15 protein-coding genes are annotated in these 15,108 nt (G+C 67.5%); 8 read left to right on the plus strand and 7 right to left on the minus strand.

Annotated features, from left to right (window positions below; translation table 11 throughout):
* Positions 1-35: 35 nt before the first annotated feature.
* The 3 genes from LJE61_RS06860 to LJE61_RS06870 all read right to left on the minus strand — a co-directional run bounded on the left by LJE61_RS06860 (position 36) and on the right by LJE61_RS06870 (position 1,748).
* The gene (locus tag LJE61_RS06860; protein WP_296917830.1) at positions 36-230 is read right to left on the minus strand and encodes a hypothetical protein; all 195 of its coding nucleotides are present in this window, start codon (positions 228-230) and stop codon (positions 36-38) included.
* Between the two features lie 221 nt (positions 231-451).
* Positions 452-1,030: a peptidylprolyl isomerase gene (locus LJE61_RS06865; RefSeq protein ID WP_296917831.1), complete on the minus strand. Its 579-nt coding sequence runs from the start codon at positions 1,028-1,030 to the stop codon at positions 452-454.
* 103 nt (positions 1,031-1,133) lie between these two features.
* On the minus strand, positions 1,134-1,748 hold the full coding sequence (locus LJE61_RS06870) for a hypothetical protein (protein ID WP_296917833.1): 615 nt from the start codon (positions 1,746-1,748) through the stop codon (positions 1,134-1,136).
* A gap of 234 nt (positions 1,749-1,982) precedes the next feature.
* Between LJE61_RS06870 and LJE61_RS06875 the strand changes: the two genes are divergently transcribed.
* Positions 1,983-2,399, plus strand: a complete 417-nt coding sequence (locus LJE61_RS06875; protein WP_296917835.1) for a TerB family tellurite resistance protein — start codon at positions 1,983-1,985, stop codon at positions 2,397-2,399.
* Positions 2,400-2,406: 7 nt separating this feature from the next.
* Here the strand turns inward: LJE61_RS06875 and LJE61_RS06880 are convergent, their stop codons facing one another.
* Positions 2,407-2,859, minus strand: coding sequence for a rhodanese-like domain-containing protein (locus LJE61_RS06880; RefSeq protein ID WP_296917837.1), 453 nt, complete (start codon positions 2,857-2,859; stop codon positions 2,407-2,409).
* Positions 2,860-3,187: 328 nt separating this feature from the next.
* Between LJE61_RS06880 and LJE61_RS06885 the strand changes: the two genes are divergently transcribed.
* On the plus strand, positions 3,188-4,717 hold the full coding sequence (locus LJE61_RS06885; protein ID WP_296917839.1) for a helicase HerA-like domain-containing protein: 1,530 nt from the start codon (positions 3,188-3,190) through the stop codon (positions 4,715-4,717).
* A gap of 385 nt (positions 4,718-5,102) precedes the next feature.
* Here LJE61_RS06885 and LJE61_RS06890 read toward each other — a convergent pair whose 3' ends face one another.
* Positions 5,103-5,444: a hypothetical protein gene (locus LJE61_RS06890; RefSeq protein WP_296913020.1), complete on the minus strand. Its 342-nt coding sequence runs from the start codon at positions 5,442-5,444 to the stop codon at positions 5,103-5,105.
* A 408-nt stretch (positions 5,445-5,852) separates the two neighbouring features.
* On the opposite strand from LJE61_RS06890, the gene LJE61_RS06895 reads away from it, so the two are divergent.
* Positions 5,853-6,407 (plus strand): retropepsin-like aspartic protease family protein, encoded by a 555-nt coding sequence (locus tag LJE61_RS06895; RefSeq protein WP_296913026.1) that lies wholly within the window; start codon positions 5,853-5,855, stop codon positions 6,405-6,407.
* A 221-nt stretch (positions 6,408-6,628) separates the two neighbouring features.
* A complete protein-coding gene (locus LJE61_RS06900) occupies positions 6,629-7,171 on the plus strand; it encodes a retropepsin-like aspartic protease family protein (RefSeq protein WP_296913017.1) in 543 nt (180 codons plus the stop codon).
* A gap of 12 nt (positions 7,172-7,183) precedes the next feature.
* Here the strand turns inward: LJE61_RS06900 and LJE61_RS06905 are convergent, their stop codons facing one another.
* Positions 7,184-8,797, minus strand: a complete 1,614-nt coding sequence (locus LJE61_RS06905) for a gamma-glutamyltransferase (protein WP_296917841.1) — start codon at positions 8,795-8,797, stop codon at positions 7,184-7,186.
* A gap of 447 nt (positions 8,798-9,244) precedes the next feature.
* Here LJE61_RS06905 and LJE61_RS06910 point away from each other — a divergent pair, with 447 nt between their 5' ends.
* Positions 9,245-10,660, plus strand: coding sequence for an SUMF1/EgtB/PvdO family nonheme iron enzyme (locus tag LJE61_RS06910; protein WP_296909582.1), 1,416 nt, complete (start codon positions 9,245-9,247; stop codon positions 10,658-10,660).
* 26 nt (positions 10,661-10,686) lie between these two features.
* Positions 10,687-11,598 carry a PfkB family carbohydrate kinase gene (locus LJE61_RS06915; protein ID WP_296909583.1) on the plus strand — a complete coding sequence of 304 codons (912 nt, stop codon included), beginning with the start codon at positions 10,687-10,689 and terminating at the stop codon, positions 11,596-11,598.
* A gap of 77 nt (positions 11,599-11,675) precedes the next feature.
* Here the strand turns inward: LJE61_RS06915 and LJE61_RS06920 are convergent, their stop codons facing one another.
* Entirely contained in the window at positions 11,676-12,761 is a 1,086-nt protein-coding gene (locus LJE61_RS06920; protein ID WP_296909584.1) for a vWA domain-containing protein, read from the minus strand.
* Between LJE61_RS06920 and LJE61_RS06925 the strand changes: the two genes are divergently transcribed.
* Together LJE61_RS06925 and LJE61_RS06930 are read left to right on the plus strand one after the other, a co-directional pair.
* Positions 12,744-13,448, plus strand: a complete 705-nt coding sequence (locus LJE61_RS06925; protein WP_296909585.1) for a hypothetical protein — start codon at positions 12,744-12,746, stop codon at positions 13,446-13,448. The two genes, LJE61_RS06920 and LJE61_RS06925, sit on opposite strands and share 18 nt — an antisense overlap.
* 627 nt (positions 13,449-14,075) lie before the next feature.
* Complete coding sequence (locus tag LJE61_RS06930; protein ID WP_296917843.1) at positions 14,076-14,807, plus strand: sensor histidine kinase; 732 nt, start codon at positions 14,076-14,078, stop codon at positions 14,805-14,807.
* Positions 14,808-15,108 lie beyond the last annotated feature (301 nt).

Below are 15,108 nucleotides of genomic sequence, written 5' to 3' on the forward strand. Positions count from 1 at the left end.
CCTAGACCGTCTGTGGCATCTTCTGACGCTGGGCGTCAGCCGATGACGTGTCCGAGGTCGCGTAGCACGTCCGCCTCGATCTGGCGCTCGTAGCCCCCGAAGCGGCTGGTGTGCCGGTCCGCCGGCTGGGCCTCGGCCCACGTCTGCAGCCCCAGCATCGGGTGTGCGTCACGCGCGTGGTGCACCGCAGAGCGGTGGAGGCCGTCTCTTTCAAGATCTACGTCGTACATCACATGGATCCTCCCAGGGACTGAGCTGGTGAAAAAGGCGCGTACGCGGATCCAGACGCAAAGACTGCACCAACATCCGACGACGCCAGTCACGATGCGAACACTCTGAGTCCGTTGATCGGGAATTTCAATCTCGAGGGACCGTGAGGAGCCGGACCGGTCGCGGAAGGCACCAAAAAGGTGCGCCGCGACCTGAGAGGGCCCTCGACCCCCGTCGCGTATCAGAGCACCCGACAGGCGGCGAAGATCACCTCGCTACGGGTGCGGCCGGACTGGGATCCTTGAGCCTCCATCGCCCGGACCACATCCATCCCTTCGAGCACCTTTCCGAAGACGACGTGCTTACCGTCGAGCCAGGGGGTTGGCGCAACGGTGATGAAGAATTGTGAGCCGTTCGTATCGGGCCCCGCGTTCGCCATCGAGAGGATGCCCGCCTCCGTGTGTCGCAGCTCGAAGCTCTCGTCGGCGAACTCCTCGCCGTAGATGGACTCGCCGCCCGTGCCGTTGCCGCGGGTGAAATCGCCCCCCTGGATCATGAACTCCGGAATGATGCGATGGAATGGACTCCCGGCATAGGCGAGCGGCTTGCCGCTCTCACCGACACCCTTCTCGCCGGTGCAGAGTGCCCGGAAATTCTCCGCCGTCTTGGGGACCACGTCGGCGAACAACTCGACCGTGATGGTTCCGGCGGGCTCGCCGCCGATCGTCACGTCGATCGCGACCTGCGGGTTAGCCGCGAAGGCGGGCGTCGTCATGGCGGCCAATAGGGCGGTTGCAGCGTAAAGCGATGACTTCGACATCTCCAACTCCGGTTGAGGTGATGGTTGTGTGACTGCGCTCGGGGTCGGCATTCGACGATCGTTGCTTCCCGCGACTCATGGAGTGGCTGCCGTGCCCAGTCGCTCAAGGGGTGTCGCCGGTGCTTCCGGTGAGCCCTGCCGGCGGCGGAAAGCGCCTGGCCAGCGCATCGGGCACCTCGCCGCGACCGGCCTGGTAGATGGCGCCGGATTCGAGCATGATCGTCACCATGACCGCGAGCAGCAGGGGCACGACGCCGATCCGAGCCCAGACAGCGCTGCCCATGTCCTGCGACTCCAGCTTGCGCCGCTCCATCTCCTGCATCGCCGGCGGCAGATCTCTGACCTGAGCCGCGATCCGGGCCTCGTCGTGCTTGCCGACCAGGGCGATGCTCAGGATCGCAGCGCACACCAGATAGGTGATCAGGATCAAGCGATAGCGCGCGGCAGCCAACCTCCAGTGGATCGAAACGAACCACGCCATCGACTCGCCGGGACGCCTTGACCGGAGCCAGGTCAGGGTGATCAGCGCCAGGGACACCGCGAGCGGGATCGCGACCCCAACCCACTTGAAACGCCCGATCGTCGAATCGGGCTGGGCCATTGAGCCCGCGAGCAGAGCGACCCCGATCAAGAGGTTGAACAGGATCAGATTGACCATCGCCAGCTCATGCGGCGTTCTGGCCTTGCGGCGCGTCGTCTCGTCGACACGGAAATACATGGCGATCGCATCCCTCGAGATGATGATACCAGTCGTCGATCCGTCCGATTGCAGCGTCCACGGGGAGGATGACGCGGCTGCGCCGAACCGCTGTCGCCCGCCATTGTCGGTGCGCTCGTCCCGAGAACGCAAACGCTGTCGTTGGCTGCAGGCTGCGCGGCGCCGTCCCCCGGATTGTGCGATGATCGCGCGGGCGCCACGAGGCAATATAAACCATGAGGAGCACGAACGAGGATGCTGGAGGTCACCCCCTATGCGGACAACAGCGCGGAGGCCATGCTGCGAGTCATCGCCCTATTCATCATCAGCGACGGCGAGGTCAAGGACGAGGAGCTGAAGACACTCGATGACCTTGGTACGTTTCGTCGCTTCGGCGTCGACCGCGAGCGCTTCGCCCAGGTCCTCGATGCCTACTGCGACGATCTCATCCTGCACGCCGGCACCGCGCGCTTCGTCGGGCTCGCCGACCCGGATTGGGTCGACACCATCCTGGCGCCGGTCACGCACCGAGCCGCCCAGCGCACGCTCGCCCGTATGCTCTTGCTGCTGGCGCGTTCCGACGGATCCTTCGCAGACGCCGAGCTTGTGATTTACCGCCAGATCCTCGACCGTTGGCAGATCGACGTCGACTCGCTGGCGATGGCGGATTGATCGCCCCTCAACACTGCGGGCAGGGCCGAATCGGGAGCCCCTGGGCGAGCCAGCCCGAGTCGGCCGGGCTGCCGGCCATCCCGCCGATCACGTTGTAGACGTTGGTGAAGCCGCGCGACATGAGCTCCTGCTGCATCTGGCCGCTACGGTTGCCGGTACGGCAGATGAGTGCGATGGGTGCCGTCTTGTCCCCGCCCACCTCGGCCAAGACCCGATCGGTGAACCCCGCGGCACCTTGCGGCTGACGCATGTCGACGCGTCGCGCGCCTTCGGCGATTCCGGTCTGACGCCACTCCTCCGGGGTACGGATATCGATCAGTGTCAGCTCGCCGTTGCGCATCCGTTGGAATGCCTCCGGCGTCGTGAGGGTTGGGCCGGTCGTCGGGAGACATCCGACCATCAGGAGCACGCTGAGGATCAGCGCGGCGATCAGCGAGGGTATCGTTCGTGTACGAGACATAGGGCCGTTCCAAGCAGGATTGACGTCACGAGCGCAAGATAGGTGCGACAGCGCCCAAGACAAGTCAAGCCGGTGTCCGCGGCATGCGTGTGGACGAGGCGTCGTCCGCGCATGCGTTGTCGGGTGCGTTGCGCCGCCCCCATCTCTTGCCGAATCGGACGCGGGAAGCGCGACCTCTCCTGGCGTGAGCGGGGTCTTGCCCTGCTCGCCGAGAAACGCAAGTGCGATAGGGATACTGCTCGCCGGGATGCCGCGCGACGGCTCCTCCTAGCCCTGCATGCCCCGGTCTCGCCGACTGTCCATCTTCGCCATACACGGAGCGCCAGACATGACCCAGTCCATCCTCGTCGGCAAAGGGCCCGAGCCGGTTTCGATCCTCGCGCGCATGGCCAACCGTCATGGGTTGGTCGCCGGTGCCACAGGCACGGGCAAGACGGTCACGCTGCAGCGCCTTGCGGAGCAGTTCAGCCGCATCGGCGTGCCGGTTTTTCTGGCGGACATCAAGGGTGACCTCGCGGGGATCAGTCAGCCCGGGGGCGGTAACCGCCGAGTCGCTGAGCGTGTGCAGACGATGGCTCTCGAGGAGGAGGACGCTTTCGTCTACGCGGGCAACCCTGTCATGTTCTGGGACATCCGCGGTGAGCAGGGTCACCCGGTCCGCACCACCCTGAGCGAGCTGGGTCCGGTTCTGTTGTCGCGGCTGCTGAACCTCAACGAGGTCCAGGAAGGCGTCATCAACATCGTCTTCCACCTGGCCGACGAAAACGGCTGGCTGCTGCTGGACATCAAGGACCTCCGGGCCCTGCTGGCGCATGTCGCCGATCATGCCGCCACGCTGCAGACGCGTTACGGCAACGTCTCACGCGCCAGTGTCGGCGCCATTCTGCGGCGCCTCTTGACGCTGGAGCAGCAGGGTGGCGACCTGCTCTTCGGCGAGCCAGCTCTGGCGCTGGAGGACATGATGCGGATCGACGAGCAGGGCCGCGGCTACATCAGCATCCTGTCGGCGGATCAGCTGATCCACACCCCGGCGATCTACTCGACCTTCCTGCTCTGGCTGCTCTCCGAGCTCTTCGAGGAGCTGCCGGAGGTCGGCGACCCGGACAAGCCCAAGTTAGTGTTCTTCTTCGACGAGGCCCACCTGCTCTTCAAGGACGCGCCGAAGGTCCTCTTGGACAAGATCGAGAAGGTCGTTCGGCTGATCCGCTCCAAGGGCGTCGGCGTCTATTTTGTCACTCAGAATCCGCTCGATGTCCCCGAGACGGTGCTCGGCCAGCTCGGAAATCGCATCCAGCACGCCTTGCGGGCCTTCACGCCGCGCGATCAGCGCTCGGTGCGGGTCGCGGCGGAGACCTTCCGGCAGAATCCGGCCCTCGACACCGAGTTGGCGATCACGGCGCTCGGGGTCGGCGAGGCCCTCGTCTCGACGCTCGACGCGGAGGGTACCCCGGGGATCGTCGAGCGGGTGAATATCGCACCACCCGGAAGTCACCTCGGCCCGATCGAGCCCGAGGTCCGCCGGTCCATTATCGACCGGTCTCTTGTGAAGGGTGTCTACGACGTCAGCATCGACCGTGTCTCGGCATACGAGATCCTGGAGCAGCGTGCCCAGGAGGCCGCCTCCGCCTCGGCCGCCCCCGAGATCCCGGACCTCTCCGAGTATTTCGGTCAAGATCGCAATGCCGCAGCGACACGACCGGGCGCCAAATCCACCAGCCGACGGACCAGCACCCGCCAGACCCCCGTCGAGGCCTTTGCCAAGAGCGCAATGCGCTCATTCGGCACCCAGATCGGACGTCAACTGGTGCGCGGCATCATGGGTTCACTGGCGGGCGGGGGCACGCGCTGGCGCAGATGATCCCGGAGAGGACGGTTGAGCGCCTCGCGATTGCAGGGGGGCTGCGGGCGCCCGATCGGTCCCGCCGGGGTGGTCGGATCGAGGTCCGGTTAGCCTTACGGGGCCCGGGACCGGCCCCCAGCCTCCCGCCATGGGTCGCCCCAACGCACCGCCGAGGCCCGAATCCGGCACGCCATGTCCGAACCGTGTCTCTGGACCGGCGCCGGCCGCGGGGCCCTGTATCGGACGCCCAGTCCTCGCTCACCCGAGCGCCGGGGCGTCGGCGGTATCACCGCAAAGGGTGGTGCATCCTGCGCGAGCATCCGCTCCAGCCAGGCCCAGTGCGAGGCGCTGATCCTGCTCACCGCGGGACGAGCGGATCAGGGCGCAGCCCCCGATGTGCGACTCAGATCACCTCCAGGGCACGGACCAGGGCCATCACATCGGGCACCTTGTCCATCGCGCCCTCCCAGACGCGGTAGACCCGGACGTCGGGCGGAACACCCAGTGTCAGCTCGGCCATGAAGCCCGTGGCGCCTTCGGGCGCCGCGTGCTCCTGCGGTGTGCCCAAGGCATCGATCAGCCGCGTCAACTCGCCGACCTGGCGCCCATCCAGTCTGCCTTGGCGGGGCTTGTGGCTGGTGTGATCGCCACAGTCCACGCGATAGGCGCCGGTCGGCTCCACGGTGATGTCCAGCATGTAATCGTCCTGGCCGACGACCCGATAGTGCGTGCGCGTTAGGGACATTGTCGGTGGCCTCCCTCGTGCTTGCTCGCAGGATCGCAATTGCCCGGGGCCCTGCAGGTGCGGGCAGTGTACTCCAGGCCATGGCGGCAGCGCATGCCGCCTCGGCGGGCGCCCCGGCCATGGCCGATGAAGAGCGTCCGGTCGTGGACCTGGGGGGCGACGTGCGGAGCGGCTTGCTTTTGCCCCTCTCCGTCGGCAACCTCCCAAGCTGACGGGTGGCCGGCAGCTTGGGGGCATCGGAGCCATGCGGAAGTCAATGCCGTTCACGGTCGCCGGGGACGTCCGATGCTGCGCGCAGACGGGCGCCTTCTGAAGGACCTCTCGGCGCATGCGAGGCCAAACCAGGCAGACCCAACCTGTCAAGGACGCGTGGCTTGCCCGCCTTTTGGGTGTGATGAGGGGCCGATGATGGACGGACCGATGCATGATGTTCCACCGAACGCCGACGACATGCCTTCCCGGGTCGGTCGCGTGATGCTGTTCGCGGCGTGGGTCGCCGGATTGGCCCTGCTGGTGATGCTGTTCGACGGGATGATCACGCGCCAGCACAACCCGAATCCGAATCCCGTGGTCACGCAGGGCAGCGGCGGTATCCCCGAGGTGAGGCTGGAGCGCAACCGTGCCGGACACTATGTCGCGGGAGGGCGGATCAATGGGTCGCCGGTGCGCTTCCTGATCGACACCGGGGCGACGGATGTCGCCTTGCCTCTCGCCCTGGCCGAGCGACTGTCGCTCCCGCTGCGGTCGGGGGGGCTGAGCAAGACCGCGAACGGGACGGTGCGGACCTGGACCACGCGGCTTGAGAGCGTTGATCTGGGCGGGCTGGTCGCCCGAAACGTGCGTGCCACCGTACTCCCCAGCATGCCGGGCGAGGATGTCTTGCTGGGCATGAGCTATTTGAGACATCTGGACATGGTCCAGCGGGGACGCACGCTGACGCTCCGGCCACATGCGGGATCCTGATCCGCATCCCGGCAGCGCACGACAGTCCCGCTCGATCGAGGCCCGCCTCGACAACCTCGCCGCGGGTGTGGTATCGATTCAGTCCGCGGTTCGTCCAACGAGTCCATAGAGGGCAGTTGGATGGCACCGCACGCGAGCAGCCCCGGCGATTGAGCCTGACGATCACGGCGGTGAGCGAGCGCTGCCCCTGCCTCAGGCGCTTCGACGAGCACTCTCGCACGATGAGCAAACTCGAACAGGTTCGAACGGCCGACCTGGCCTGGCTCGGACGTAAGCTTCGGATCCCGGCGTTTCTGGTCGCGAGCCTGGTGCTGATCCTGCTGGTGCGCGAGCAGACGGCGCGCCGGCAGAATCCGAACCCGGATCCCGTCGCCTATCTGGGCGCAGAGGGCATACCCCAGGTTGTCCTCAAGGAAAATCAGGTCCGTCAGTATGTGACCAATGGGCGCATCAACGGCACGCTCGTAGAGTTTCTCGTTGATACCGGCGCGGTGGATGTCGCCATGCCGTTCATGGTCGCGCAGACGCTGGGGCTCCGACTGCAACCGGGGGGCATCAGCAAGACCGGGAACGGCGATGTGCGCACTTGGGTCGCGAGACTTGACAGTGTCGATGTCGGGGGGCTCGTGGCCTACGACCTGAACGCGACGGTCCTGCCGAACATGCAGGGCGATCAGGTGTTGCTCGGAATGGCGTATCTGAGACGGATGGAGTTGGTCCTGCGCGGGGGTGAGATGACCCTGCGCCCTCATCGACCCTACTGACTTGAGGCTGATCTACTGCGACGGCGGCGCGGTCGGCGAGCCGCCGCGGTGGTTTGCCGGCAACCCGCGACGGGCGGGCGCCCTCACCTGGACGGCCACCCCGCCGCGTCTCGGATCGCCGGCACCCGTCGTGCTCCCGTCGCGAGCCACCGCGACACTATGGGCGCCACCGAAGAAGAGGCTGGGCTGATTCCATACCTTGAGTCCGGGCCATTCGGGCGCGAGCTGGCCGATCGTGGCGGCCGAGACCGGGGGCTCGAGGTTCAGAACGTCTCCTTCGCGGTGGATCCGGGCTGCCGCAACGGCGGTCCTCAGGTCCAGCTCGAAGTCGATCAGGTTGCTGATGACCTGTAGGATGGCGCTGCGGATCCGGTTGGACCCCGACGATCCGGTGACCACCCAGCCCCCGTCCGGCATCGCCAGCAGGGTCGGCGCCATCATGGAGCTGATCCTCCGGTTCGTGGGCCAGCGGTGGAAGCCATGCGGGTTGATGTCCTCTTCCCCCAGCATATTGTTGAGCATGATGCCCGTGCCCGGGAGCACATAGCCTGCGCCCTCGCCATTGGAGAGGGTTAGGCTGGCCAGATTGCCTTGGTGGTCAACGATGCTGATCTGCGTCGTGCCGCGGCTGCAGACTGCGCCACCCTCCATCAGTCTGCAATAGGCTTCCAGGATGCGCGGGTCCAGCGCGGCGGTCGCGTCCTCGAGCGCTGACGGCTGCTCCCAGCGTAAGCGTTGCGTCAGGTCCTGGGCCAGGGCAAGTGCATGCAGATGTGCAGCTCCGTATCGCTCTGTTCGGGAGAGCTCGACGCGTTCGAGCAGCCGCAAGGTGACGCTGATCAGGAGCCCGCCATGGGACGGCGGCGGGTTGGTATAGACCCGCGCTCGCCGGTAGTCGCGGATCAGCGGGGATCGTCGCTCGACCCGGTATTCAGCCAGATCGGCGCCGATCAGGTGACCGCCTTGCTCGGCGCAGTCCCGCACCAGCCGCCGTGCCAGGTCTCCCCGATAGAAGAGGTCCGATCCCTCGTGGGCGAGCGCGGTCAGGGTGTCGGCGAGATCGGGGTTGCGCACCCGTGTCCCGACGGCAGCGAGCCGGTCGGGTTGGCCCGGGTCGGCGTACAGCTTAAGTGCCTCCGGACTGGCGCGCAGGATCGGGGCAATGATTTTGGAGATGCCCCGTTGGAAGCGATTGACCGCGACACCCTCGCGGGCCAGATGGACCGCCGGGGCGACGATGGCCGCGAGCGGCAGCCGGCATAGGGCGCCATGCATCGCAAAGAGCCCGGCCACCGCGCCCGGCGTTGCAATCGATCCGAGGCCGATATGGAATTCCTGGGTGGCATCACCGAAGTCGGCGAGGATCGGATAGAAATCCAACTCCTGCGGCGTGCGCCTTCGACGGGGTGTCTGCGCGAAGAAGTCGAAGACCTGGGGGACGCCGCCGCTGGGGCGGGCAAGCAGAAAGCCGCCCCCGCCAAGCGAGGCCAGAGCCGGCTCGGCGACGCAGGCGGCGCACATCGCGGCGAGGGCCGCATCAAAGGCATTTCCGCCGGCGCGAAGTGTCGCCGCGGCCGCCTCGGCGGTCAGCCCGTGTCCGGCCGCAACGCTGCCGAGGGTCCTCATCGACGCCGTCGACGCAGGATCTTGGGACTTGTCGGCGAATGCGGATTCGCCGAGGCTGGACGCTTGCTCGCGGTCATGCTCAGGCGTTGGGGCGGCATCACGGGCCGCGGGAAGCGCCGCATGTTTCATGCGCTTCCACAGGGGAATCACCCAATTATATACCCGCCACAGATGGATGCTCCGCCGCGACGCACGCCTCTCGCCCCGACCGCTGTGGTGCGATTCCTGGCAATCGGGTCCGCTCTTCCTCCTCGCCGCGCCTTGCCGTCGGGCACGATAATCGCATCTCGCTTACCGCAACACCCATTTGCGACGGGTATATACTCACGGCGGCGCACTGGTCGGAAAGCACGACCATGGACGCAGCGAAAGGCCCTTGTTTGGCTGGCATAACCCCGCGCGATGGTTGATCTGGCGCGGACCTTAACGACTCTCGAAGCTCTGCGGATGGCCGACGAGACCCTGTCCCAACGACCCAAGGATGATCGCGCCGAGGCCGCTACGCTCCGGCAGGCACTCGGTGAGATGCGCCGCGAGGCCGAGCAGGAGGTCGCGCGCATCAATCTGCGCCTTCGAGAGCGCGAGTCGGCTGCCGAAGGAGGTGCGGAATCCGCCGCGGAGCGTCTGGCCTTGCGGCAAGAGCTCGAGAGTCTCCAGCGTGTCCTAAGCGCAAAGGAGCAGGCGCTCGACAACATCACCCAGGAATGCCGCCGCCTGGAAGACGTCCTGGAAGACCAGCACGTGATCTTCGACGGTCTCAGGAAAGAGGTCGAGCGCCGCGACGTTTCACTCAAGGTCGCCCAGGAGGAGGTCGAACGGCTGCGGCAGTCGCTGGCGGAGATCCAGGCGCAGTCACTGGAGAACGCGGCGCCGGGCGCCCACCCGCCTGAGTCGCCCGGGAACCCGCCGCGGACCCTGTCGCGGTGGACGCCGATCCACCTGTGGTCGCTCCTCACGCTGCTGGCGCTCGGGCTGCTTGCGGCCGTCGTCTGGAGCCGTCTCGAGATCTCGGCTCCGATCGGCCCCGGGTCAACGGCGACGCCCGCCGAGACGGGTATGCCTGAGGCCGGGCCTGAGCCGCCAAGCGTCGTCGAGGCCCCCGCCTCCGAGCCGGTCACGACCGTGCCCGTGGCGCCGCCGCCTACGCAGCGTGATCGACTGCGCAGCGGCGCATTCGGGCCGACGCTCGTGATGCTCCAGGGCGGTCGCTTCCAGATGGGTCACAATCTGACAATCGCGAACGACTTCGGTCCGGCCCACGAGGTCTCGATCGAGCCCTTCCTGATGGGTGCCTACGAGGTGACCTTCGATCAGTTCGACCGCTTCGTCCGATCCACGGGCCGCGACTCGCCTCCGGATTTCGGCTGGGGGCGGGGCAGCCGCCCGGTGGTTGGGGTGAGCTGGGACGATGCCCGGGCCTATGCGAGCTGGTTGTCCCGCGAGACCGGGCGGAGCTACCGCCTCCCGACGGAGGCCGAGTGGGAGTACGGGGCGCGTGCTGGCGGGCGCGGGTCTTATTGGTGGGGTTTCGGGCTGGAGCCCGGTCGTGCTGTCTGCTTCGACTGCGGCAGCGCCTGGGACAGGCGCTCGACGGCGCCCGTCGGCAGCTTCGAGCCGAGTCCGTTCGGGCTTTTCGATACGGCCGGCAATGTCACGGAGTGGGTCGCCGACTGCTACCACGCGAGCTATCGAGATGCGCCGGGCGATGGCCGTGCCAGGCTCGACGGCAACTGTACCCATCGCGTCGCCCGTGGCGGTGGATTCAACAAGCCCGCCTCGTCGATGCGTGCCTATGTGCGCGAGCGGTTCGTCCCCGAGACGCGGCTCAATGTCCTGGGGTTTCGCATTGCGCGCGATCCCTGATCCAAGCCGTCGCCTCGACCTTGCCCATGACTCCCGATTCAGACAACCGCCCGGACCATCCATCTGCGCGGTGCGTGCTCGGTGTCGGGATCGCCACGCTCGATCTGATCAACGAGGTTGCGGTCTATCCTCGCGAAGACGAGGAGGTGCGTGCGCTGACCCAGCGGCGGGTGCGCGGCGGCAACGTCGCCAACAGCCTCGTGATCCTTTCGCAGCTTGGTCGACCCTGCCGCTGGGTCGGGACGCTCGGGGATGACCCGGCCGCGGACCTGATCCTCGCGGATCTGGCGCGCCACGGTATCGAGACGCGCGATGCGGTGCGTGTCCCCGGCGGCACGACCCCGACGTCATATGTCGCGCTCAGCCGGGCCAACGGCACCCGAACCATCGTCCATTTTCGCGACCTGCCGGAGCTGGATGCGGATGCATTCGACCAGGTCGATCTGAAGGACGTCGCCTGGGTCCATTTCGAGGGGCGCAATCCGCCGGAGACCCGGCGCATGATCCAGCGTGTCCGCAGTGAGGCGCCGGAGCTCCCGGTCTCGGTCGAGCTCGAGAAACGGCGTCCCGGGATCGAGTGGCTGATGGACGGTCCGCGGGTGTTGCTGGCCAGCCGCGGCTTTGCCCTGGCAAGCGGATGCCGCCGGGCCGGGGCATTCCTCGAAGACCTCGCGCGCTGCACCGACGCCGAGCTGTGCGTGGTCGCCTGGGGTGCGCAAGGGGCCAGCTATCTCGCGCGCGGAGGCAGGGTTCAGGCGGTGCCGGCCTTCCGCCCGGAGACGGTCGTCGATACCCTGGGGGCGGGCGATGTCTTCAATGCCGGGGTGGTCCAGGGTCTCGCGTCCGGCCTGACCGCCGACGGGGCGGTCAGGGAGGCGGTCAGGCTTGCGGGTCTCAAGTGCGGCCGTCCGGGTCTGACGCTCGAAGACGACCCCTGAGCTGGGCAACGGTGGCTCGCCGTCTGGTGCGCGGGCGGCGGTCACGCCGTTGGGATGTGCTCGAGCAGCTGGGCGGATCAGTAGGCCGCTGCGTCGTCGGCATATTCCAGACCGATGCCGCGCGCCTGCTGACGCACGGTGTCGAACAGCTTTCGATCCAGGGATGACGACGCGCCTCCGGCCTCAGCGACCTTTCGACGCAGGTAGTCGGACCGGGCCGCCGATGTCTCCTCGATCTGTCGTACGACCTGGGCACGCCGCTCCGCAAGCGCGTCGATGGTCTCTCTTTGGTCGTCACGCGAGAGGGCCTGCAGGGGCTCCGGCAGATCCCCGGTCTCGATGGCATCCAACCTTTTCCGGCCGCTCGCGATGTCGTCTACCAGCTCATTGTCGCCGCGCAACGCCGCTCGGCCGCTCGCGGACGCGGCAAAGGTCGCGCGACGGGCGAGCACCGGGGCAGGCGCTGCGTCCCGGACCGCCGCGGAGTCGCTCAGCCGCTCGGCGCGCTGCGCGCGCTCGCTCTCGCTGCCGTAGTAGAGGCGCGTGCCGTCCAGCTCGGCGGACAGGCGGGCGAGCCGATCGTCGTATGGGGTGGCGATGGCTACGGTCGCGCCGTCCGACTCAACCTCGAAGAAGGCGCCCTGGCCGAGCTGGGCGATCTCTTGCCACACGGCCCGGGTGTCGGCCGCGCCACCGCATTGGATCGCGTTGACGCGGATTCCGCGCTTCCGCGCCACGGCAAGGGTCTGCGGGTATTTGACATCCTCCTGATCGTCCAGGTGCGGGGGCGCGTCACCGACCAGGAAGATCACCCGATAGACGCCCCCGTCCGGACTCCATGAGACGGCGTTCACGGCCTCTTGCAGAGCCAGGTTGACGCTCTCCGGGGTGTCGCCGCCGCCATTGGCCTGCAGTCGGGACACCGCCGTGTGGATCGTATCCAGATCCGGCGTCAGATCCACCACACGGGTCAGGTACTCGTCGCCACGGTCGCGATAGGCCACCAACCCCATGCGGATCAAGGGGGCGGGCTCGCCGGCGGCCATGGTCGAGGCGATGGACCAGATCTTGTCCTTCGCCGCCTGGATCAGACCGCCCATGCTGCCGGTGGTGTCGAGGACGAAGACGGCCTCGACGACGGGTCTGTGGCCGTCGGGCTGCACCGCGATGGGCGGTGGGGATTCGAGCCCGGCCGTGGCAGGGCGCTGCAGGGTCGGGAACCAGGCGAGGGTCCCCGCGGTGGCGGCGAGCAGGGCGGCGATCCGCTGGGCCTCGAGGCGGCGCCGCAGCAGCGCTCGGTCCTGGCGGCGTTCCCGGTCGTTGGAGAGATCCCCGGCCTGATCGGCTGGTTCCAGATCGACGCCGCCGGACGACTCAGCACACCCCTGTTGCCGCCAGCGGGCCGGGATGCCGCCGCCTACGGGATCGGTCTAAAGGAGCTGCTCGGACGTCGAGCGCTGGAGCGGCGGATCGCTTCGATCCTGGAACGCAATACCCTCGTCGAGCGGCCTTCGATGTCCGACATGCCGGCGCCATCTGCGCCCGCGGTGAGGCAACAGACGGCGCCGGGCTCCCACACTGCGCGCCGAGACGGCGGGTTGGCGCCGGCCTTCCCGCCGGGCCGATCGGAAGGCCAGGCCATCTTCGAGCAGCTGTACCCGTCGTCGGATACCGAGGCGGCCGCCGACCAGGAGGACGAGCAGCGGCAGACCGGGACCCTTCACGGCTGGATCCAGGGGCTCTGCGCGAGGCCGCGGATCCGTCGGCCCTCGCGCCCGCTCGCAAGACCGACGAAAGGGCCAAGTCGTTGCGCAGCGTTCGCCGCGAGCAGACAGCGCTTCCAGAGCTGATGCCGGCGCCTGCCCTCGGGGGCGGGGGCAAGGCGCAGCCCGAACGGGCCCCGCCATCTCGGGCGACTCCGGCGGTCCCGGGTGGGCTGCGGCCGAAGCGGAATCGCCAAGCCCGGCCGACGACGAGGGGGCCTCGGCAGGACCGGCGGAAGGTCCTGGGCGGCGGGCCTGGGGTCCGATCCGCACCTTCGAGAGCGGAGCTGGATCCGTTCCGCTTCAGCCTGCTCGACAGCGGCCATTTCGTGCTGTTTCGATGGGCCTGGCGCGACGGCGCTCGCTCGGTGCAGGGTGCCGTGATCGACCGCGATGCCTTCCTGTCCGCCCAGATCCGAGACGCCTTGCGAGCGTCGACCTTAGAGCGATCCGTGGACCTGGCGGTGAGCTGGGGGGGAGAGGCTTGCGGTCTATGGGGCTCGGCCCCTTCGCTACGAGCTCACCGCGAAGAGCAACCTGCCGATCGGGACGCCCATCTACCGAGGCCAGCTCCAGGAGCCCTTCGGCGCGCTGCGGCTCCTGTTCAGTGTCGCGCGCCTCCCCGACCCGCCGGGTGCGTCGCTGGTCTATTGGCTGGGGCTGATCCTGGCCCTCGTGCTAGGCGTCGGGACCTGGCTTCTGCATCGGCTCGGGATGCGCCAGCTCCGATTGATCCGCCAGCAACAGGATTTCGTCGCGGCCGTCAGTCACGAGCTGAAGACACCCCTGACCTCGATCCGCATGTACAGCGAGATGCTGCGCGAGGGGTGGGTGACTGACGACAAGCGCCCCGCCTACTGCCGCTTTATCCACGACGAGAGCGAGCGCCTGTCCAGACTCGTGACGAACGTCTTGCAGCTGGCCCGGATGAGCCGTGACGCGCGGCCGCTCGAGCCACGTCCGGTTACCCTGGCCGACTTGATCGGACAGGCGCGCCCTGCTCTGGTGATGCAGGCGGAGCAGGCGGGCTTCGAGCTGAACATCGAGTGTGACGGCGACCGCGGCGTGCGGGCCGACCCGGATGCGGTGACCCAGATCCTGATCAACCTGGTCGACAACGCGATCAAGTTCTCGGCCAAGGCCGAGCGCAAATGCATCGAGATCGGCTGCGGCATGCCTCAGAAAGGGCGTGTGCATCTGTGGGTCCGCGACTTCGGACCCGGCATCCCCTCGGGCGAGCGTCAACGGGTCTTTAGGCTGTTCCATCGCCTGGAGAACGAGCCCACGCGCGAGACCAAGGGCACCGGCATCGGACTCGCCCTGGCCCAGCGTCTCGCCGACGCCATGGGCGTTGGCGTGGAGGTGATCGGACGCGAGCCGGGCACCGAGGTCAGGTTGACTCTGCCCGCTGTCAGCCTCGCTCAGATGAATGTCAACAGGCCCTAGGCGCCTGTCGGATTGAGGGGGATCGAAGCGAGGGAGTGGGAGAGTGAGGCCATGTCGTTCCGGTTGTGAGGCGCATAGTGGGGACTATGTCACGAAAAGCGGGGCGACATGGACCCTTGTCCCGCTTCCGTAGCCGGTTCATCCTAAGTCCGACGGGCTTCTAGGGAGCGGGGTTCGGCTGCCGCGTATGGATTGCCTCGATCCCCGCGATCAGCTCCTCGGACAGCGTCAGGTCGATGCTGGCCAGGTCGATCTCCAACTGCGCCAGCGTGGTCGCCCCGATGATGTTGGAGGTGGTGAA

It is taken from the genome of Thiocapsa sp., from assembly GCF_022340925.1.
Classification (GTDB): domain Bacteria; phylum Pseudomonadota; class Gammaproteobacteria; order Chromatiales; family Chromatiaceae; genus Thiocapsa.